This window comes from Chloroflexus aurantiacus J-10-fl (assembly GCF_000018865.1).
Taxonomy (GTDB): domain Bacteria; phylum Chloroflexota; class Chloroflexia; order Chloroflexales; family Chloroflexaceae; genus Chloroflexus; species Chloroflexus aurantiacus.
Window position 1 is genome coordinate 2,556,406 of record NC_010175.1, and the last position, 20,098, is coordinate 2,576,503.

Annotated in this window: 18 protein-coding genes and 1 pseudogene; 17 read left to right on the forward strand and 2 right to left on the reverse strand. The window is 55.9% G+C overall.

Annotated elements, in window-relative coordinates; all coding sequences use genetic code 11:
• Nucleotides 1-976 precede the first annotated feature (976 nt).
• The 13 genes from CAUR_RS09740 (at nucleotide 977) to CAUR_RS09795 (ending at nucleotide 13,473) form a co-directional block, all read left to right on the forward strand.
• Nucleotides 977-3,058, forward strand: a complete 2,082-nt coding sequence (locus tag CAUR_RS09740) for a putative glycoside hydrolase (RefSeq protein WP_012257734.1) — start codon at nucleotides 977-979, stop codon at nucleotides 3,056-3,058.
• A 42-nt stretch (nucleotides 3,059-3,100) separates the two neighbouring features.
• Nucleotides 3,101-5,500 carry a peptidoglycan recognition protein family protein gene (locus CAUR_RS09745; protein ID WP_012257735.1) on the forward strand — a complete coding sequence of 800 codons (2,400 nt, stop codon included), beginning with the start codon at nucleotides 3,101-3,103 and terminating at the stop codon, nucleotides 5,498-5,500.
• A gap of 242 nt (nucleotides 5,501-5,742) precedes the next feature.
• Nucleotides 5,743-6,717: an AAA family ATPase gene (locus CAUR_RS09750; protein WP_012257736.1), complete on the forward strand. Its 975-nt coding sequence runs from the start codon at nucleotides 5,743-5,745 to the stop codon at nucleotides 6,715-6,717.
• 26 nt (nucleotides 6,718-6,743) lie between these two features.
• A complete protein-coding gene (locus CAUR_RS09755; RefSeq protein ID WP_012257737.1) occupies nucleotides 6,744-6,953 on the forward strand; it encodes a hypothetical protein in 210 nt (69 codons plus the stop codon).
• Nucleotides 6,943-8,952: a hypothetical protein gene (locus CAUR_RS09760; protein ID WP_012257738.1), complete on the forward strand. Its 2,010-nt coding sequence runs from the start codon at nucleotides 6,943-6,945 to the stop codon at nucleotides 8,950-8,952. Before CAUR_RS09755 ends, CAUR_RS09760 begins: the two co-directional genes overlap by 11 nt.
• Before the next feature lie 199 nt (nucleotides 8,953-9,151).
• Nucleotides 9,152-9,583: a hypothetical protein gene (locus CAUR_RS21525; protein WP_242605118.1), complete on the forward strand. Its 432-nt coding sequence runs from the start codon at nucleotides 9,152-9,154 to the stop codon at nucleotides 9,581-9,583.
• Nucleotides 9,553-9,972 carry an FAD-binding domain-containing protein gene (locus tag CAUR_RS21530; protein ID WP_242605119.1) on the forward strand — a complete coding sequence of 140 codons (420 nt, stop codon included), beginning with the start codon at nucleotides 9,553-9,555 and terminating at the stop codon, nucleotides 9,970-9,972. The genes CAUR_RS21525 and CAUR_RS21530 overlap by 31 nt, the downstream gene beginning before the upstream one ends.
• Nucleotides 9,969-10,439 (forward strand): cryptochrome/DNA photolyase family protein, encoded by a 471-nt coding sequence (locus CAUR_RS09770; RefSeq protein WP_012257739.1) that lies wholly within the window; start codon nucleotides 9,969-9,971, stop codon nucleotides 10,437-10,439. Before CAUR_RS21530 ends, CAUR_RS09770 begins: the two co-directional genes overlap by 4 nt.
• Nucleotides 10,440-10,442: 3 nt before the next feature.
• Nucleotides 10,443-11,213, forward strand: coding sequence for an SDR family NAD(P)-dependent oxidoreductase (locus CAUR_RS09775; protein ID WP_012257740.1), 771 nt, complete (start codon nucleotides 10,443-10,445; stop codon nucleotides 11,211-11,213).
• Nucleotides 11,214-11,227: 14 nt separating this feature from the next.
• Entirely contained in the window at nucleotides 11,228-11,482 is a 255-nt protein-coding gene (moaD, locus tag CAUR_RS09780; RefSeq protein ID WP_012257741.1) for a molybdopterin converting factor subunit 1, read from the forward strand.
• A gap of 3 nt (nucleotides 11,483-11,485) precedes the next feature.
• On the forward strand, nucleotides 11,486-11,899 hold the full coding sequence (locus tag CAUR_RS09785; protein ID WP_012257742.1) for a molybdenum cofactor biosynthesis protein MoaE: 414 nt from the start codon (nucleotides 11,486-11,488) through the stop codon (nucleotides 11,897-11,899).
• A 10-nt stretch (nucleotides 11,900-11,909) separates the two neighbouring features.
• Nucleotides 11,910-12,746 carry a bifunctional DNA-formamidopyrimidine glycosylase/DNA-(apurinic or apyrimidinic site) lyase gene (gene mutM / locus CAUR_RS09790; protein ID WP_012257743.1) on the forward strand — a complete coding sequence of 279 codons (837 nt, stop codon included), beginning with the start codon at nucleotides 11,910-11,912 and terminating at the stop codon, nucleotides 12,744-12,746.
• Nucleotides 12,747-12,843: 97 nt separating this feature from the next.
• Nucleotides 12,844-13,473, forward strand: a complete 630-nt coding sequence (locus CAUR_RS09795) for a response regulator (protein WP_012257744.1) — start codon at nucleotides 12,844-12,846, stop codon at nucleotides 13,471-13,473.
• A 364-nt stretch (nucleotides 13,474-13,837) separates the two neighbouring features.
• Here CAUR_RS09795 and CAUR_RS09800 read toward each other — a convergent pair whose 3' ends face one another.
• Nucleotides 13,838-14,959, reverse strand: a complete 1,122-nt coding sequence (locus tag CAUR_RS09800) for an AAA family ATPase (RefSeq protein WP_015909134.1) — start codon at nucleotides 14,957-14,959, stop codon at nucleotides 13,838-13,840.
• Between the two features lie 691 nt (nucleotides 14,960-15,650).
• Here CAUR_RS09800 and CAUR_RS09805 point away from each other — a divergent pair.
• Nucleotides 15,651-16,211 carry an HD domain-containing protein gene (locus CAUR_RS09805; protein ID WP_015909135.1) on the forward strand — a complete coding sequence of 187 codons (561 nt, stop codon included), beginning with the start codon at nucleotides 15,651-15,653 and terminating at the stop codon, nucleotides 16,209-16,211.
• 3 nt (nucleotides 16,212-16,214) lie between these two features.
• Here the strand turns inward: CAUR_RS09805 and CAUR_RS09810 are convergent, their stop codons facing one another.
• Nucleotides 16,215-17,336: a trans-sulfuration enzyme family protein gene (locus CAUR_RS09810; protein ID WP_012257747.1), complete on the reverse strand. Its 1,122-nt coding sequence runs from the start codon at nucleotides 17,334-17,336 to the stop codon at nucleotides 16,215-16,217.
• Between the two features lie 237 nt (nucleotides 17,337-17,573).
• On the opposite strand from CAUR_RS09810, the gene CAUR_RS09815 reads away from it, so the two are divergent.
• The 3 genes and pseudogenes from CAUR_RS09815 to CAUR_RS22045 all read left to right on the forward strand — a co-directional run bounded on the left by CAUR_RS09815 (nucleotide 17,574) and on the right by CAUR_RS22045 (nucleotide 19,882).
• On the forward strand, nucleotides 17,574-18,740 hold the full coding sequence (locus tag CAUR_RS09815; RefSeq protein WP_015909136.1) for a glycosyltransferase family 4 protein: 1,167 nt from the start codon (nucleotides 17,574-17,576) through the stop codon (nucleotides 18,738-18,740).
• 44 nt (nucleotides 18,741-18,784) lie between these two features.
• Nucleotides 18,785-19,528 (forward strand): annotated as a pseudogene (locus tag CAUR_RS21205) (DNA-methyltransferase); the annotation flags it as partial.
• A 36-nt stretch (nucleotides 19,529-19,564) separates the two neighbouring features.
• On the forward strand, nucleotides 19,565-19,882 hold the full coding sequence (locus CAUR_RS22045) for a restriction system modified-DNA reader domain-containing protein (RefSeq protein WP_273067090.1): 318 nt from the start codon (nucleotides 19,565-19,567) through the stop codon (nucleotides 19,880-19,882).
• Nucleotides 19,883-20,098 lie beyond the last annotated feature (216 nt).

The following is a 20,098-nucleotide window of genomic DNA, read 5'->3' on the forward strand; positions in this document are numbered from 1 at the left end:
TAGGAGATAGGAAATAGGAGATAGGAAATAGGAGATAGGAAATAGGAGATAGGAAATAGGAGATAGGAAATAGGAGATAGGAAATAGGAGATAGGAAATAGGAGATAGGAAATAGGAGATAGGAAATAGGAGATAGGAAATAGGAGATAGGAAATAGGAGATAGGAAATAGGAGATAGGAAATAGGAGATAGGAAATAGGAGATAGGAAATAGGAGATAGGAAATAGGAGATAGGAAATAGGAGATAGGAAATAGGAGATAGGAAATAGGAGATAGGAAATAGGAGATAGGAAATAGGAGATAGGAAATAGGAGATAGGAAATAGGAGATAGGAAATAGGAGATAGGAAATAGGAGATAGGAAATAGGAGATAGGAAATAGGAGATAGGAAATAGGAGATAGGAAATAGGAGATAGGAAATAGGAGATAGGAAATAGGAGATAGGAAATAGGAGATAGGAAATAGGAGATAGGAAATAGGAGATAGGAAATAGGAGATAGGAAATAGGAGATAGGAAATAGGAGATAGGAAATAGGAGATAGGAAATAGGAGATAGGAAATAGGAGATAGGAAATAGGAGATAGGAAATAGGAGATAGGAAATAGGAGATAGGAAATAGGAGATAGGAAATAGGAGATAGAGAGCAAAAACAAAAATAGTCTATCAATATTGATTTTCTAACTTCTAACTCCTAACTTCTAACTTCTAACTCCTAACTTCTAACTCCTAACTTCTAACTCCTAACTTCTAACTCCTAACTTCTAACTCCTAACTTCTAACTCCTAACTTCTAACTCCTAACTTCTAACTCCTAACTTCTAACTCCTAACTTCTAACTCCTAACTTCTATCTCCTATCTCCTACCTCCTATCACCTCTCAATCACTTGACAGCCGTCTATCGGCACTTTAAGATACGTTCAATCGGTGTTTGCCGAATGATGGCACGTTTCATTCCAACTAAAGGAGTCTGCCAACCATGGTGTTGTTCTCGCGGCGAACTGTTCGCCTCTGGTTACTCTGTTTGCTCTGTATCATGATTATCACTGGCTGTGCATCACGGCCAGTTGTATTAACTGGAACAGTTACCGATGCCTACACCGGTGCACCCGTTCCCAATGCTACGGTAGCGATTGGCGATCTGACCCTAACCACTGATGAACAGGGGCGTTTTCAAACCGAACGCTGGCGACCCGAAGACACGCTGGCATTACAGGCACCAGCGTATGAGCCGATAAGTCTACCCCTGGCCAGTCAACCCGGTGTGGGTGAGAGCGGTGTCTTTACAGTCACGATTACAACAGCGCTTCGTCCCAACGTCCTTAGTGGTCGGGTAACCGATGCGTACACCGGCGCGCCGGTCAGTGGGGCCGAGGTGCTGTTGAATAATGACGATACCCTGCGCACAACGACTGATGCCGATGGGCAGTACACGCTAGCCGGTGTGCCTGAGTCGTTTACCGTGACGGTACGCGCACCTGATTACGCTCCGGCGAGCGAGACAATTTCACGCGCGACCAGACTCGACGTCAGTGTGCGCCCGAACACGTTGCGCGGCCAGGTCACCAATGTGTATACCGGCGAACCCATAGCTGGTGCAACGGTGACACTGGCTGATGTGCGAACGACGACGGATGCCGAAGGGCGTTATCTGCTTCGTGATCTTCCTGCCGAACAGGGTGAGATCACTGTCGAAGCCGATGGTTTTGCAACAACGACACAACCGTTTACCCGCACGACAAGTCTCGACGTCACGCTTCGTCCCGATACGCTCATTGGACAGCTTATCGACGCTACTACCGGTAAACCGGTGCCCAATGCGGCGATTATCGCCACCGAGACTCTGACCTCAACTGCCGTTGCATTTACTCGCATCAACGATAGTATCGAGGGTCGCTTCCGACTGCCCGACCTGCCTGAACGTGGTTTTGTGCAGGTACTGGCTCCGGGGTATGCCAAGCGGGTGATCCCGATTGAGCCTGGTAATATGCCGCAGCAGATTGAGCTGGAACCCTTCTACGTGCGGGGAATCTACATTACGGCAGCGGTGGCATCGGTGCCACGATTGGTTGATCGTTTTCTTGATCTGATTGATCGTACCGAACTAAATGCGATAGTGATCGATATCAAGAGCGATCTGCGCGATGATCTGGGCATGGTCTACTATGACTCCCAGGTACCGCTGGTCCGTGAACTGGGATTGAGCACGCCAAGGGTCGATTTCCAATCCATCCTGGCTAAAGCGAAAGAGCGTGGCATCTACACGATTGCGCGCGTCCAGCTCTTTTCGCACGATAATGCGTTATCTGATGCGCGCCCTGAATGGTCAATCCGCCTGCGCTCAACCGGTGAGGTGTATGCCGACTATCCAGGACCTGGGATTCGTTACGCCTATCTCGATCCGACCAATCAGAATGTCTGGGATTACAATATCGCGCTGGCAGTTGAAGCGGCTCAGATGGGGTTTGACGAGATCAATTTTGATTACATCCGCTTCCCGGACTGGTTCGGTACCAGAGAAGAGTTTCGCGATAAGCTGCTGTTCAGCGAACCAATCGATCCGGTCGGCAATCCAGGTCGCATGTACGATGTCATTATCGAGTTCATGCAACGTGCCCACCACGCAGTAAATTCAGCCGGTGCCTTTATGTCAGTTGATGTCTTTGGGCGGGTAGTGAATGGCCCTTCGCTCACCATTGCGCAGGATATGGCACGGATGGGTGAGCATACCGATTACGTTTGCCCAATGCCTTATCCATCGCTGTGGTGGGGTGGACTGGAGAACATTGCGGTGCCGGTCAAATTTCCGTATGAAACGCTCCAGATTGCAGTACGGAATGGTGGCCGTCAGATGGCAGGCAGTTATGGACGGCAACGCCCATGGCTTCAGGATCACACCGATCCCTGGTCGCCGGTAGTCGTCGAATACGGCCCGGCTGAAGTGCGTGCTCAGATTGACGCCACCGAAGAGCAACCGGAAGCTGCATCGGGTTGGCTACTCTACGACTCGGCGAATATTTACAAAGGTGCCTTCAACGGCGCCGTGCGCCCAACACCATAGCAACGGAGGAGTCGTCGACGAGTTTGCAGCGGGGCATTACTTATGATCCGACACACAGGGCTGAGACTAAGCCTGCTCATCGCTCTGGCCGGCATGCTGGTATGGACGCTACCGGTCATTGCTCGCCCAGTCGCGCTGACGGCACAGGTGTCGAGCTGGCGCCTGAGCAGTGTGCGCGACTGGCAGGCCGGTGAGAGTCAAAATCTGCTGGTCGTGAACAACGCTGGTGGTGAATTACGCCTGGCAGCCGAGGCAAACGAGGGCAGTTTTCTCTCGGCGCCGTTTGAAACAGCGTTTGCAACCAACGCTGTCGGTGCTGTCTGGCGTGCCGATCTGGTTACCGGCACCGCTGTACGGTTGGAACTGCGTGCACGCACAACGCCACCTGCGAATGGCGATGAGGGCTGGGGGCCATGGCAACCGCTCGTCGTGGCCGATGAACCACCTGCTGCCGATCCAGATGCGTTTACGACTGCGGCTCCGCTGGTACTGCCAGACGATACCCGCTATCTGCAATTACGTGCGACCTTTACCAGCGAGGTACCACGCGCTTCTGCAGTGCTCAATGAGGTGACGATCACCTACCTGGCAACCCAGATTTCGCCACCGGTCTTCGCCGCCGGTTTACCACAACGGCCAATTCTGTTTGGGAAGCCCGTCTTGACACCGCGCCCGCTGCACATCGCTCGTACCGATTGGGCCGAACCGGCAGCGGCCCGACCTGATCGTCGTGATCCGCGAGGGGTCGTCATCCATCAACTGGCTGTCGATATTCCGCCATCAGCGACTCTGTCATATCTCCGTGCGTTGCTTATCTATCAGACCAGCGTGCTCGACTGGGACGATCTGATATATCACTACATTATTGACAACGAAGGGAATCTCTTTGAAGGCCGGCTGGGAGGGCCAACCTCGCTGGTGCGCCAGGTTGCCGGTAGTGAGGCGGATGTGCATGTTGCGCTACTCACGCCTGCCGATCAGGCACCTTCAGCCGCTGCCCAATCTCGACTCGTCGCCTTGCTGGCATGGCTCACCCAGACGTATGCCATCGCTCCTACTGATCTGCAACCGACCGCAACTGACGGGATATTACGCCCCGCCATCGCCGGTCATTTCGAGGTCAGTGCTACGGCGGTTGATCCGTACCCGCCAACGCGCGAACTTTTGCCATTATTGCGTACACAGGTTGACAGATCAACAGTTCGTGCACGCTGGTACTTCGCTGAAGGTAATACCGCAGGTTACAGTCAGCGGCTGAGTATGTACAATCCCGCACCACGTCCGGCTACAGCACGGGTGACACTCTTCCCCCCAACCGGGCAACCGATCATCCGTGAAATCCAGGTACCTGGTGGTGGTCGAGCTGACGTGAATGTGAATGAGATTGCTCCGAACGCAAGTGCGCTGCCGGCAATTGTTGAAGCCAACGAAGCGATTCTGGCCGAGCGCTCTATGGCTCTCACAACCGACATAGATAGCGGGCCTGGTATTGACCGCCTATCGCGGGTCTGGTATTTCGCCGAAGGGAGTACAACCAACCAGACCCAAACTTATCTCATCATCTTTAATCCGCAACCCAACGACACCAGAGCGCAGATCACGTATATGCGCCGCGATGGAACCGTCTTCGAGCAAGAGGTGCAGATCGGCGCCCAGAATCGTCTGGTGGTCGCGGTACACGATATAACGCTCCCCGATGGCTCTCGCCCGCTCGCCGATGCGAGTTTTGGGATGCGGGTCATTGCCGACCAGCCGGTTGCGGTTGAGCGCACAATGCGTTTTGGCCCGAATGGAAGCGGTTTGCATACCGGTCGAGGTATCGATACGCTCTCGCGGCGCTGGCTGTTTGCCGAGGGTACTACCGAAGGCGAGTTTCGCACCCAGTTTTTGGTGCTGAATCCGAACAATCAGCCGGCCAATGTCGAAGCAATCTTCCGTGGCCCGGATGGGATTGCGGCTACTCGCCGTTATGCAATTCCTCCACGGGCACAACTGGCAATTGATGTCAACGAAGTTGTTCCTGATCTTGGCTTCGCCACCGAAGTCATTGCGGATCGTCCCGTTGCGGTGGAGCGAGCAATGTACTTTGCCGGTGGTGCGGTCGGTACCATTGGCACCGGTGCCCAGTCTCCGGCGTACCGCTGGGTATTTATCGATGGCCGTACCAGTGATGCCAGCTACTATCTGTGTCTGTCAAATGTTAGCCCATTGTCCACCATTGCCACCATTGAGGTCATTTTTGGCGATGGAACAAAGACCAGCCTGAGTGTGCGTATTCCGGCGGGTGCCCGTTACACACTGGCGCTCCAGGAGGCATTCCCCGATGAAACGGCTGTGGCTGCCATTGTGCGCAGTAATCAGCCCATCGTGGCCGAACGCTCGATCTATCCCGGCAATGGTGTTCGTGGCGGTAGTACCTCGCCTGGTATTCCACTGCCGTAGGCGGGCAGAGGTTGTTAGCGTCTGTGGTTGCTATGAATGTTGCAGTCTGAACACCATACCTGTGGAGTGTGCCTGGACTGCAACATTCATGGTATTCTCATAACCAGCAGTGTTCCTGCTCTTACCCGTTCTCTTCCCCTATTCCCACTCAGCTCGAACCAGTTGCCGCACCCTTCCCGCGCCGCGTGATCGTGGTATACTGCTTTTGCATCCGACAAATAGTCATCTGAATTGAGGTACCTGTGGAAGAGGTTCAGCGTATTGCTGCACGTATTGTCAATAATGTCGAACAAGTCATCGTTGGAAAACGGCGGATCGTTGAGCTGGTACTGGTTGCGTTGCTCTGCCGTGGTCACGTCTTAATCGAGGATGTTCCCGGTACCGGCAAGACCATGCTGGCGAAGAGCATCGCACGCTCGATTGGTTCGAGCTTCAAACGCATTCAATGCACGCCCGATCTGCTACCGGGTGATGTTACCGGTGTTTCGATCTTCAATCAGCAGACCCGCGAGTTTGAATTTCGGCCTGGGCCGATTATGGCGCAGATTGTGCTGGCCGATGAGATAAACCGGGCAACACCGAAGACGCAGTCGGCGTTGCTTGAGGCGATGGAGGAGCGCCAGATCACGGTTGATGGCGTGACACACGCTCTGCCGCAGCCGTTCATCGTGCTGGCTACCCAAAACCCAATCGAGTACGAGGGCACGTTTCCTCTCCCGGAAGCCCAACTCGACCGCTTTCTGTTACGAGTGCATTTGGGGTATGCCGACCGACTCGATGAGATCGCGATTCTGAAGCGGCAACGTGAAGGCCATCCGCTCGAAACGTTGCCAACAGTGGTTGATATGAACGATCTTTTGCATCTGCAAGAGGTGATCAAACAGGTTCATGTGGATGACCTGATTGTTGAGTATATCGTGGCGCTGACCACTGCAACCCGCGATCACGGTGATGTGTACCTCGGTGCCAGTACCCGTGGTGCGCTTGCCCTCTATCGCGCTGCGCAGGCCTGGGCCGCGCTCAACGGACGGGATTTTGTGACCCCTGATGATGTGAAGGTCCTGGCCCAACCGGTGCTCAGCCATCGTTTGATTGTCAGTCCGGCGGCACGAGTACGCAATGTGACGGCGCAGACGATTATTGATGAGGTCCTGGCGGCGGTACCGGTGCCGGGGGCGCGGGCCGGTCGGCGCTTTGAACGGATGGCTGCCGGTTGAGTCACCGGCAATGAGGGGGTCTGGCAATGGACGATCAGAAAGAAGGTGCCGTGCAGGCCGGTCGGCGTGCTGCGTTGCACCTTGCTCTCCAGCGCATTGTGTTGTTGCGTGAAACCGGCCCCAAGAGTGCAGCGTGGCAACGGGCACGGATGAGAACGATGTGGCGATTACAACAACAACTGGCCGCCGACGATGAGGCGGCGACACAATCAACGCGGATTGAAGATGATCACTGAACTGGCGCACTGGTTGGTCAATACCGGTGATCTGCTATACGGTTGGGCACTGGCATTGACCCCCGATGAACGAACGGCCCGCCGCCTGCTTCAGCGGTGGTTGCAATCAGTACGTAGCGATCCACCCGCGGTCTGGCGTGATGATGACCTGCTGGCCCGGCTCTACCAGGTTGCGGGAGCCAGTTTTGCTGACCAGCCGCTGCGGCGATTGCCGGCCCCGCCAGGAGCACCGCTCCTTGGCCCCTTACGGGCCTTACCCCTCGACCAGCGGGTAGCAGTGCTGGCATATAGTTTGCCCGGCGTTGATCAGGGTCGGCTTGCTGCCATTCTGGGGATACCGTCCGATAGCGCAATGACAACCCTTGTTCAGGCGATGCAGGCATTGGCACCAGCGCTTGGGCATACCCTCCCCTCTGAAGAGAGCAGTCGGGAGTGTTCGCTGATCCGCCAGGCGCTCATTGATCCAACCCAACATCTCCGTATCTTCGAGACGATCCGCCGGCACTTAACTGCCTGCACCCCCTGCCGACAGTTCGAGCGTGAATGGCAGGCGGTTAGTCGGGCGTTGATGTCGGCGATCCGTCATTATCGCAATACCACTGCATTACCTGATAGTGTTCGTGCCCAACTGTTGAAAACGGCACAGACACCGCAACATCGGCTTGCCCGCCTGTTACCGCTTTTGCAACTGGTAGCACTCATCAGTATTGTTGCCGTACTCGTTTTACCGGGACTGATCCGCAATCCCTTTACAGTGGTGACGACGAGTGCCGCCGAACCTGCACTGAGTGCCGCTGCCCTGATTGAACGGGCACTGGCGCACGGTGGTATTCCCGAACCAGAAGGCCCCCCCGTCTGGCAGGCCCGGTATCAGACCCTGTGGTATTTCAACAATCGCACCATTGCCCCGCTCTTTGCTGAAATCTGGCATGACCGCGATAATCCTGCCCGTCACCGCTTGCAACTGCGCCACGTCGAAGGTGGTGCGCCTTACGAATTTCAGCTCGGTGATGGGAGCCGGCGCTTCTACTATGCGCTCGATGGCGCTTATGCACCGACGTTATACGGTGATCTGCCGGTACGGGCCAATCCCAACGAGCCGGAGCTGGTGATGAGTGTGTTAACGCCTGAACAGCAAGAGGCGGCCTATCGTGCCCGTCTCACCACCGGGCCATGGGCTATCGTGCCGGCATACCTGCGTCAGGCGTCGACTGCCCCCGATCTGCGGTTGTTAGGCCAGCAACGCATCGGCGAGCGCCTGGCTTCCATCGTCAGTTTTCGCGGCATCAGTCCACTCGATCTGCCGGCAGAATCTGCCGAGTCGGTGCTGGTTTTGATGGCGATTAGCGAACAAGACGGGCATGTGCTGAGTATTACCGAGCTGGTCGGTCCGCCCGGTGGCACTCAGACCAGCCGCGTGGTCTGGCGCCTGGTTGCGTTTAACTGGCTGGTGACCGGTGAGCAGATTCGCGATGCGTTCACGTTCGAGCGGGCCTGGAATGGCAGAGCAGAAACTGAGGGCTTAGCAATTCAACCAATCGCCGATCCGGCATGGCCACTGGTGCGCGAGAATAATGTGATCGATGTTGGGGCAACGAACCTTCAGCGTCTTCCCGAAACGTTCGTACTGCCGGCGGCGATACCTGCCGGGATCGAACGTGAGCTACTGGTGCGGTTTCGTGGCTCGACCATCAACGGCGTGCTGTACACCGGTGATGGCCGTCGGTTGATCCTGACCTACGACCGCTTGCCGGGCCTCGATACGACCATTCCGGTTGAGGTGATCGGCCCCTGGCGGGTACGGATCGAACCGGTGCGTGGCCAACGTTATCGGGTAGCGATTGAGACAAATAATTCCCGACGTAATGCCGGGGTACGGCTTGCACTGGATGCGTCCGGTTTTACTATTGATGAGTTACGCACGCTGATTGGCTCGCTGCAACGGATTGACCGACTCGATGTGATCACTCGTCAATCACGCTCTGGTCAGTCGCGGTAATGATGCCCTGACAATTGAACGTATCTCGTCGCTTCGACAGTGAAGGGACGCACCCTGTGGAGTGAGCGCAGCCTTTGCACCCTATGGTACGCCGACCGGTCTCGTTGGGGTGAGAGGCCATCCAGCAGAAGGTGCCGGGCAATACTCGCCGTCATCCGAACTCGTGGTATACTCGATAAGAGCAGTTGAGCTGAAACCAATGCAACTCCGTACCGATCTGACAACCCGTGAAGAGCAGGCCGCTTATCTGGCGGAAGCGCTGGCCGGCCTTTTTCAAGGTCCGGCCCAACCGTCGCCGATTCGTGGCGGGCGGCGGGCAGCACTCCGTCGGCTGCGCGCATTTAACGTTCACCACTATGCCCGTACTCGCAATGATGTGGTGCAACGCGGCGTTTCCATGCTCTCGCCATACCTGCGCCACGGGATGCTAAGCCTGGCCGAAGTGCGCGATTCGATATTGGGCCGGTTTGGTATCACTCCAGACACCGAAAAATTTGTCAATGAGCTGGCCTGGCGGGCATTCTGGCAGCTTGTGTATGCCCATCTCGGCGACCGGATTCACCACGATACGATATTGAGCCGGCAAAACACAAAGCTCGTGTGCCTCGGCGTCGTCTACCACCAGACGTGACTGCGGCGACCACCGGTCTGGTCTGCATCGATGAATCGCTCCGCGAGCTGTACACGGTCGGTTATATGCACAACCACGCCCGCATGTGGGTTGCGGCGTATCTCATTCACTGGTTAGGGGTTGACTGGCGTGAGGGTGCCGATCTCTTCTACCGTCATCTGCTCGACGGAGATCCGGCCTCGAATAGCCTGTCGTGGCAATGGGTGAACAGCACGTTCAGCCATAAGCCTTACATCTTCAACCGGCAGAATGTCGAACGGTTTAGCGCCGGCACCTTCTGCGCTCGCTGCCCGCTGGCAAAGGTGGGCTGTCCATTTGATGACAGTTATGAAAACCTGGCCTGGCGTCTGTTCGGGGTGACACTGGCCGAACTGGAGGGAAGGCGATGAGCGGCGGGATTGTCTGGCTTCACGGCGATAGCCTCAGCCCAACCGATCCGGCGCTGGTCGCCAACCCAACGGCGCCGGCGGTGTTTGTGTTCGATGAACCGTTTCTGGCGACGGCGCAACTGAGCTTCAAGCGGCTCTTTTTTCTGTACGAATGTGCGTTAGAGGCGATTGCCGGACGGGTCGGCAGTATCCGGCGCGGGGTTGTGGTTGACGAAGTACGCGCCTTTGCGGCTGAACACCAGGCGCTGACGGTGCATGTCACGGCCAGCGTTGCGCCGCGGTTTCGTGAGTATGTGGCTGCGTTGCGGGCCGGCGGGTTACAGGTTATGATCTACGAGCCACCGGCATTCGTGATGTGGCGTGGCGAACCACCACGCCGGTTCAGTGCCTTCTGGCGACGGGTGGCAGCCGAGGCACTTCAGGCGGGGAACTCAGCACCATCATTGCCGGCCACAGAGGAAGAGTGAACCATGGACTTTCAAGGCAAAATAGCCATCGTTACCGGCGGTGCGCAGGGGATCGGGCGCGCAACCGCTCTTGCACTGGCCCGTGAAGGGGCCGCAGTGGTAATTGCCGACCGTGATGAAGCGGCTACCACGGCACTGGTTTCCGGTATCAACGCCTGGGGCGGGCGGGCGCTGGCCGTTATCGCCGATGTCAGTGATGAAGCCGATGCGGCCCGGATTGCCAATGAAACAGTGCTAACGTTCGGCGGCATTGACCTGTTGGTGAACAACGCCGGGATTCAACAACCGGGGACAATTGAAAGCACGACCGTTCAGCTCTGGCAAGAGATTATTGCCGTGAATCTGACCGGTGTATTCCTGGTTTCGCGCTTTGTGATGCCCGAATTACGCCGACGCGGCGGTGGGGCCATCGTCAATGTTGCTTCGGTCTACGGGTTACGGGCCGAAGCTGGTTGGGCCGCTTACTCAGCCTCGAAAGGTGGGGTCATTGCGCTCACCCGGGCAATGGCGCTCGATGGCGCTGCCGATGGGATACGGGTGAATTGCGTCTGTCCCGGCATGATTGACACCTCACTGCTCCGCGCCAATGCCGCTTTGCTGAACGCACAACGTCCCGATGAAGCGTTACGCAGCTTTGCGCGGCGGGTACCACTTGGGCGCCTGGGCACCCCAGAAGAGGTGGCCAGTGTCATCCTTTGCCTGCTCAGTCCAACCGCCGGCTATCTCACCGGGGCCGTCATTACCGCAGATGGTGGCTGGGAAGCCCGGCTCTAGTCAGGAGGAGGCTGATGATTACGGTTACGGTACGCTTCTTCGCCGGACACCGCGATATTGTTGGGCGTAGCGAGGCCAGCTACACTCTGGCTGAAGGGACAACCCTCGGTCAATTGTGGGAACAACTAACTGCCGAATATCCCCGCCTGACCGGTTATACCGGACGCCTGCTCTTTGCCGTGAATCAACAGTTTGCCCAACCGACGACTGTGTTAGCCAACGGCGATGAGGTCGCCTTTATCCCGCCGGTAAGTGGCGGACGGAGTTGATGTATGGTCGAACCGTTTGTCATTACCACAGAACCGCTTGATCCAGCGCCACTGGTAGCGGCAGTCCAGACGCCCAATGATGGGGCTGTTGTCACCTTTAGCGGCGTGGTTCGCAACCACTTCGGTGGACGGCCTACGGCATTTCTGGTGTACGAAGCCTACACCGAAATGGCCGTGCCGGTGTTACGCCAGATTGCCGACGAGGCACGAGTGCGCTGGCCGATTGGGCGGGTCTGTGTCCACCACCGGGTCGGTCGGCTAGAGATTGGCGAGACGGCAGTGCTGGTTGTTGTTGCGGCTCCGCACCGCGACGCCGCCTTTGCGGCTGCGGCCTACATTATGGATCGAATCAAAGAGATTGCGCCCATCTGGAAACAGGAGCATTGGGCCGATGGTGAAGCCGAATGGCGTGAATAGGTAACGTACTATGCCGGAACTTCCTGAAGTTGAAACTGTTGCCCGCTCCCTCGCCCCGCAGCTTCAGGGACGCACAATTACCGGGCTGGCCAAACTTGACTGGCCAAAAATGCTGACACCGTCACCTGATGAATTCGCCGCACTGATTGCCGGACGGCGCATCGAGGCGATTGGGCGGCGAGCAAAGTGGCTGCTGCTGTCGCTCGATGGTGAGTGGACTCTGGCCATTCATCTGCGCATGTCGGGACAATTGCTGGTTGCCGAACCGGAGACATCTGAGGCACGGCACGTCCATTTTGCCCTCGATCTCGACAACGGGCGGCGACTCATCTTCAACGATCAGCGGAAGTTTGGCCGCGTCCACCTGCTCGACCGGCAAGGGCTGGCCGCTCTGGATGCAGTCCACGGCCCAGAACCGCTCGCCGCTGATTTTACTCCCTCTGCATTAGCCGAACGCCTGCAAAACCGCCGGGCACCGATCAAAGCTTTGCTGCTCGATCAACACCTGATCGCCGGCATTGGCAACATCTACGCCAATGAAGCGCTCTGGCTGGCCCGCATTCACCCGCTGACTCCAGGCGCAATGCTTACGCCGGAACAGATCAACGAACTACACCATGCCATCCGGCACGTGCTGCAGGAAGCTATCACCAACCAGGGCAGTTCGTTGCGCAACTACCGTGACGGTTATGGCCGACAGGGTACGCAACAAGAGCATTTTAATGTCTACGACCGGGCCGGTGAGCCGTGCCCGCGCTGTCAGAGCACGATTGAACGGATTGTGGTCGCTCAGCGGAGCACCTATTTCTGTCCGACCTGTCAGATTACCATGCAACAACCGGAATAAGTGTGTACAATACACACAGGTTGAAGATTGGTTTAAGAATTACCAGGGCCGGCTCTCCTGTGGCCGGCGGCTGCCACTCACATGATGGGGTAATCCGGTGCAAGAACCAATTCTCCTGGTGGAAGACGATCAAATCCTGCAACTCACCCTCACCACAATGCTGCGGCGCGACGGTTATGCCGTAGATACTGCACGCAACATTGCCGAAGCTCGTCTGGCGATCCTCTCGCGTCGGCCAAGAATCATTCTGCTTGACCTCGGCTTACCCGATGGCAGTGGGTTTGATATTCTCAACTGGTTAAACCTGGAACCAGATCGGCCACTCATTATCGTCACGACTGCAAACGATTCGCCGAAAGCGGCGCTTGAAGCCCTGGGACTCGGTGCCTTCGACTACCTGACAAAACCGATCAACCACGAAACCCTCCGGTACACGCTCCGTCGTGCGGTCAGCTACGATCAGCTTCGGCAGCAAGTCCGTAACTACGAAGAATTACGCAGCGAAGTGGATGAAGCGCGTCTAACCGTGCGCAGCGCAGCTCACCATATCAGCCAGGCCTTAACGGTGATCATGGGAGAAGCGCAACTGGTACGCGAAGAGATATCTGATCCAGCCCTCCGGGTCAGCCTGGATCGGATCGTGCGCATGGCCGAGGAAGCAGCCCAGACCCTCGCTACACTGCGCACGAACCGCCTGCTTGCACCGCGCGAGGGGAGTGTTGAGTGAGAGTCTGCTGCAAGACGTGCGCACCGTACAAGAACAATCATATGTCGCCAGTAGAAGTAAGGGCACGGCATGCCGTGCCCCTACTGGTGTCCGGTGATCATCGTTCAAGCGTGTCACCGGCGAGTTGATACGTGGTCGTCGGCGTTGTAGAGGCGACGCATGCGTCGTCCCTCCTGTTGTCCGGTGATCAACCGTTCAGGTGCAATAGTATTGACTGGTGTGGTATAGCTTCTATTCTACCAGGTGTGATATGAGAGGCGCTCAACGTCAGGTTGTTGCATAATGCTACGTTGGGATGATGGTTGAGAGTTATTCAACCGCAACACGTACTGCAATGACGGGTAAGATGCCTTCCAGGAATGCGTTATGGCAGTGGCCTGCCACCAAGAATATTCTTTTCCCACAAATCACCCAGCCCGTAACCGTCGAGCCACGTCTCAGTCTCCTCCATCGTCAAGCGTCTACAGACAGGCTGACCATCCTGTCGTTCAACAACAACGATGTCTTCCGGCTCAAACTGGTTAACGAGCGTTACCGATTGAGTAGCCACAATGACTTGCGTTTGCGTGGCTGCACTATGTAGCAATTCGGCCAGTACGTGTATGGCGTAAGGGTGTAACCCCATCTCTGGTTCATCAAGTAAGATGATGGCCGGAAACTTCCGTGCCGGTTGGAGGAGCAGCGTTGCCAGGCAGATGAAGCGTAGGGTTCCGTCAGAGAGAGCATAAGCATCAAAGTAGGTATCGCTGCCTCGCTCTCGCCATTCCAGTTTTATTTTGTTAGGGTTAAACGGACTGGGTCGGAGCACAAAATCATCGAAAAAGGGGGCAACCATGCGGATAACATCGACAATATTGCGATAATGGTCTGGCGCTTGTTGCTGTATATAGTACAGATATGCGGTCAGATTCGATGCATCCTGACGTAACCAATAGTTATCGTCAATATCGCCAGTTTGTTTCACTCTAGCCGAATCACTGGTATCGTGAAAGTGATACACGATCCAGCTTTGCATTGCCTCGAAGACATCCGCCGGGATACCTCTGCCGTAACTGGCCGGTAACAGACTCTCTTCGTGACCGGAACCCAACAGTGTTTCAACGGGCTTCTCGTAGCGGCGGTCATGGAAGAATGCGCGTTCCTCGGCAAACACGAAGCGATCTCCTACGGCTGGAACCAGCGCACAGCGATATCCATTTGCGATGATATTCCCCCTGGCCCGCCTATTTTTCTTCGTAAACCACAATTCAATTTGCAATGAGTCGGTGTTTTTTTGACCGAAGTGGAGTATGCGATCTGCCCCGCCGGCTCGGGCAACATACATCTGTAAATGGCGTTCAACCATTGCGCGGAGAAATGCAAAGACGCCTAAGATGTTTGATTTTCCGCTACCATTCGCACCGATCAAGATATTGAGGGGGCGTAGCGAAAATTCCAGTTCGCGGATTGATTTGAATCCCTGAACCTTGATGGTTTGCAGTTGCATGTGCCCATCCTTCCTCATGTCTTTCCCGGCACCCCGCATCCGCAAATGACCACAACCCTACCCGCCCAAAGGTTCTCTCAGTGCCTCGGTAGTGCTACGATGTCTTTACAACGTCCCTTGCCTCAGCAATTGTGTTATTCTGTATAATACGAAGCTCAAGTTTGGTACGTGATCGCGAGGGAAAGAGAGTAGATTGTTCTCTACCCCTGTATTGTACCAGAGTACACCAGTGGTATATCAAATCTTAACTCATACTGTGCATCATCGCCGAAGCGCTCAATCGTCATTGGTCAGCCCTACCCCTGCACGATGTGTTGCTGCATTATCCGCAATGCACCGGCAGTTCCCGGTGAAGCGCGCTTCCAGCTCACGAGTCATGCCCTTCACTCGGGTTACGTATCGGTACAGGTATGCACTGCGCCCCGCGCCTGCTGGTGCGCATGCCAGGTGCGGAAACGTGGCTGCCGCACGCCACACGATGCGTCACGGGCAACCCGCTCTGGAAACCGTATGCACGCCGCGTGTGATACCACTACGGGCGTAGCAGAAACGCCGTTCTCCGCATTTACGCTCAGGTCGCTGTCGGTATGAGCGATGACGTTTCTTGAACTGGATTTGACTTAGTCATTGTTGTTACCTATACACGATTGGCAATCCCATGCATGTATCAGACATTTCTGGAAAGAATCACATGGAATCACCTGCGTTAAGTTCACTTATCCCGCATCTCCTGGCACTCAAATTGCTGCCGCGCACCGGTTGGTTACAACGTGGAGTACGTGATGTCGAAAGTGTTGCCGAACACTCGTTTGGAGTGGCGGTTCTCTGTCTGCTGATCGGGGATCAGATTGCCGACATTGATCGCGGGCGATTGCTGGCAATTGCCTTGTTGCACGACCTGGCCGAGTCGCTGTTGAGCGATTTGCCGGCATCGGCCACTCGACTACTTGGCAAAGAGGCGAAGCGCCAGGCCGAACGGGATGGCCTGGCGGCGTTGATCGGTCATCTGTCCCGCAGTGATGAGTATCTCACGCTGTGGGATGAGTATGTTGACGGTACCTCACGGGAGGCCCGGTTGGTCAAAGCGGTTGATCGGCTTGAGCTGATGGCTCAGGCGCTGGCCTACGAACGCAGCGGTGTCCGCGGTCTTGACTCATTCTGGCCGCTCGATGACGAGTGGGCAACAGAGTTTCCGCCAGTCGCCGCGTTGGCCGCACATTTACGTACCGAACGCAGCCGGTCGTCCGGTTGATCCTCACTGTGCGGCCCGTCGGATCGCTCCATCGAGATCTGCCCAGAGATCATCAACATCTTCAATCCCAACGCTAAGCCGCAGTAGCGTGGGTGGCAGATGCTCTTGCCCGGCAATCGCAGCCCGTCGCTCCATAGTTGACTCAACAGCTCCCAGGCTGGTTGCATGGCGGATCAGGCTGACATTGCGGCAGACTGCATCGGCAAATGTGGCATCACCGCGCAGGTCGAACGAGATAATGGTTCCGAACCCCTTCAATACGCGACAGGCAATGGCATGGGTTGGATGCGTTGGCAAACCCGGATAACGGACACAGCTAACCAGCGGGTGGTGGGACAGCCGTTGGGCCAGCTCCATCGCATTGTGCTGCGCCCGTTCCAACCGCAATGCCAGCGTGCGCGCACCACGCGCCGCCAGAAATGCCTCGAAGGCGCCAGGGGTGGCTCCGGTCAATTCACGCGACCGTCGCAAATCGTGCCAGAGTTGTTCATCACGAGTCGTTACCACACCTGCGAGCAAGTCGGAATGTCCGCCGATAAACTTGGTGGCCGATTGAATGGAGAGGGTTGCCCCAAACTCGAGTGGCTGCTGGTTCAACGAGGTGGCGAAGGTATTGTCTACCGCGACGATGGTACCGGGCTTGCGCGGCGCAGCACAGATTGCCGGGAGATCGGCAACGACGAGCAACGGATTTGAAGGCGACTCAAGCCAGACCAGATCGGCCACGGCACAGGCTTGCTGCCAGCCTTCGGTATCGGTAAGCGCCAACCGGCGCACTGACCAGCGTCCACGCGCTTCCCCGGCCATTGCTAGCCCGGTCACACCCTGGTAACAATCGTCCGGTAACACAACCTGTGCACCGGCGGGCAATTGATCAAACACGGCAGCAATCGCCGCCATTCCCGACGCAAACGCCACTGCTCGTCCGCCTTCAAGACCACCAACAATCTCTTCGACGGCTTCCCAGGTTGGCGTTGCATCATTTCGGGCATATGAACGCCCTTGACCGATAAGAAAATTGGATGCCGGAATTGGCGGAACATTGAGCGGCGCACCGGCTTCAATCGTGCGTCCGGCTGCTACCAGCCATGACTCTGGTTTGAGATGCTGAGAATGTCGTGCCATACTACACCTTACGTTCAGAGGCGGCTCTTGTAAGAGAAGGCCATGCCCAGGAGACTACGGTTGTGCGGGTGATTATCACATTGACGACGAAGAGTGTCAATTGACCAGTCAAGCGATTGACGGAATTGCGAATTGCGGTACAATGTTGTAACAATCGCTCCAACAATGGCTATTATTAGAGCAATAAACCGCGTAGCACCAATTCCCCTGCCTTTGCGAATTGTTGAGGAGTTTGCTGTGCAGATCGTGATCAACGGCAGCTTTTGGTCCCAGCCGACCGTGGGCATCGGCCAGTATCTGCATCATTTACTGCCCTGGTTGCATCGTCTGGCACCACAGCATCGTTACCTGATGGTAGTACCGGCTGGTACCAAAACTCCTGCACTTCCGGTTGGTGTTGAGGGGATCACGGTAAAGATTGGCGGCCCACGCCAGATCGCAAAGGTCATCTTTGAACAGATTGCCATCCCTGTCATCACCCAACGCCTGGCTCGCAACGGCGAACCGACAGTGATCTTTGTGCCCTACTTTGCACCACCATTACGGGCACGTCAACCGGTCGTCACCACTATCGGCGATCTGATACCGTTGCTCTTGCCGGCCTACCGGGGAAGTTGGGCAGTGCGGACCTATATGGCATTAGTTCGGCGCGCAGCTCTGCGCAGTGCGCATGTGTTAACTTTCTCGACGTTCAGCCGGAGTACGATTTTGAACTACCTGGCCATCCCATCTGACCGGGTTACGGTGAGTTATCTGGCTGCCGGTGATCAATACCGTCCAGCCGCTGATGTACACGCCGCTCAGGCGCTGGTTGCCGCCCGTTATGGTGTGCAACCGCCCTTCATCTACTATGTCGGTGGGCTTGATGAACGAAAAAATCTGGGAACGTTGTTACGTGCGTTTGCGCTTGTACATGGCCGGCATCCCCACTGTACGCTGGCGATTGCCGGGAGAGCGTTGGGACGTGATCCCCGCCTCTTTCCCGATATTGATCAATTGATCCGCGATCTCGATCTGACGAAGGCTGTCCGTCGCATTGATGTTCCGGTTGACGACGGCCCCCTGCTCTATCAGGCATGCACCATCTTTACCTATCCATCGCGGTATGAAGGGTTTGGCTTGCCTCCCCTGGAAGCAATGGCGTGTGGTGCACCAGTGATTGTAAGCGACGCCAGTTCATTGCCGGAGGTTGTTGGAGCCGCCGCACTCCGCATCGCACCCGATGATGTGGCCGGTTGGGCAGCCGCAATCAATCGTCTCTTGAGCGATGAGGCGCTACGATCCGATCTGCGCACCCGCGGACTGGCCCAGGCCGCCAGTTTTTCATATCGGCATACGGCTACGATTACGCTCAACGTTCTCGAACAAGTAGCGAAAGCAGCACCGGTTGTTCGCCATCGGTAACAATCGGTGAAATGCGATCACGGAATGACTTTGCTGATTAAGATATGGATACCGAACAATACACGCAGCTTCCAATCGATCAGATCATTTGTGGAAACTGTCTGGATATTTTGCCAAAACTTCCAGATCAGTCTGTTGATCTTATCTTCGCCGATCCGCCCTATAACCTGCAACTGCGTAACGAGTTGCGGCGACCAAACCAGACCCTTGTCGAAGGGGTAGATGATGAGTGGGATAAGTTTACTGATTTGACCGCCTATGATGCCTTCACCCGTGCCTGGTTGCGCGAGTGTCGGCGCATTCTCAAAGATAGCGGCACTATCTGGGTGATTGGCACCTACCACAATATTTTTCGCGTAGGTGCCATTATGATGGACCTCGGATTCTGGATTTTGAACGATGTGATCTGGCATAAAGTGAACCCAATGCCCAATTTTCGTGGTGCCCGCTTTCAAAACGCGACCGAAACCCTTATTTGGGCAAAAAAATCGGCTGATCAGAAGACCTATACGTTCAATTATCAGGCGATGAAACATCTGAATGATGATAAATAGATGCAGAATGTCTGGCATATCCCACTCTGTACCGGTGCCGAACGGATCAAAATTGATGGCCGTAAAGCGCATGCCACCCAAAAACCAGAAGCTCTGTTGTACCGGGTCATCCTTGCTTCATCACAACCGGGTGATGTCGTGCTCGATCCATTCTTCGGTTCCGGTACCACCGGCGCAGTTGCCAAACGGCTACACCGGCACTATCTGGGGATCGAACAAGACCCGACGTATGTTGCGATTGCCCGCGACCGGCTGGCTGCCATTACGCCGGTGGCGGTCGATCACCAGCTCTTGACCACCCCTTCAAAACGGGATGCGCCGCGAGTGGCATTTGGTCAACTTATCGCGGCGGGCTATATCGCGGTTGGTCAGCAACTCTCGAATCGTGACCGCAGCGTTATCGCTACGGTCAAGGCTGATGGCCATGTCGTGTGGAACGGGGTTAGCGGATCAATTCACGCCATTGCCGCCAGGGCCCAGAACAAACCGGCGTTTAACGGCTGGGAGTACTGGTTTGTTGAGGAAGTCGATGGTTCCCTGATCAGTATTGACGAGCTACGCGAACGATATCGGGCGGAGCATTTGTGATCGAGGTGATGGTTGTATCAAGGCCGGGTAATAGTGTTCGAGACACGCGACTCAACGATTACCCCGACACTACGACTGTGCGCGGATGCGCCGAACCAGCGTGCTGACTTCGTGCACAGTGTGATCATCCCTTGTCAGACAGGGTTGCCCGTGGCGCGTGGTATGAAGTGCGGCGGCAACGTTGCCGCGCCAGCCGCGATCAGGCACGGCAGCGCA

Coding starts and splice junctions, on each gene's coding strand:
- CAUR_RS09745 (WP_012257735.1), top strand. CDS start 3,101: ATGATCCGACACACAGGGCTGAGACTAAGCCTGCTCATCGCTCTGGCC.
- CAUR_RS09810 (WP_012257747.1), bottom strand. CDS start 17,336: ATGGCACGACATTCTCAGCATCTCAAACCAGAGTCATGGCTGGTAGCA.
- CAUR_RS09760 (WP_012257738.1), top strand. CDS start 6,943: ATGATCACTGAACTGGCGCACTGGTTGGTCAATACCGGTGATCTGCTA.
- CAUR_RS09785 (WP_012257742.1), top strand. CDS start 11,486: ATGGTCGAACCGTTTGTCATTACCACAGAACCGCTTGATCCAGCGCCA.
- CAUR_RS09805 (WP_015909135.1), top strand. CDS start 15,651: ATGGAATCACCTGCGTTAAGTTCACTTATCCCGCATCTCCTGGCACTC.
- moaD (WP_012257741.1), top strand. CDS start 11,228: ATGATTACGGTTACGGTACGCTTCTTCGCCGGACACCGCGATATTGTT.
- CAUR_RS09755 (WP_012257737.1), top strand. CDS start 6,744: ATGGACGATCAGAAAGAAGGTGCCGTGCAGGCCGGTCGGCGTGCTGCG.
- mutM (WP_012257743.1), top strand. CDS start 11,910: ATGCCGGAACTTCCTGAAGTTGAAACTGTTGCCCGCTCCCTCGCCCCG.
- CAUR_RS09770 (WP_012257739.1), top strand. CDS start 9,969: ATGAGCGGCGGGATTGTCTGGCTTCACGGCGATAGCCTCAGCCCAACC.
- CAUR_RS09775 (WP_012257740.1), top strand. CDS start 10,443: ATGGACTTTCAAGGCAAAATAGCCATCGTTACCGGCGGTGCGCAGGGG.
- CAUR_RS09800 (WP_015909134.1), bottom strand. CDS start 14,959: ATGCAACTGCAAACCATCAAGGTTCAGGGATTCAAATCAATCCGCGAA.
- CAUR_RS21525 (WP_242605118.1), top strand. CDS start 9,152: ATGCAACTCCGTACCGATCTGACAACCCGTGAAGAGCAGGCCGCTTAT.
- CAUR_RS09740 (WP_012257734.1), top strand. CDS start 977: ATGGTGTTGTTCTCGCGGCGAACTGTTCGCCTCTGGTTACTCTGTTTG.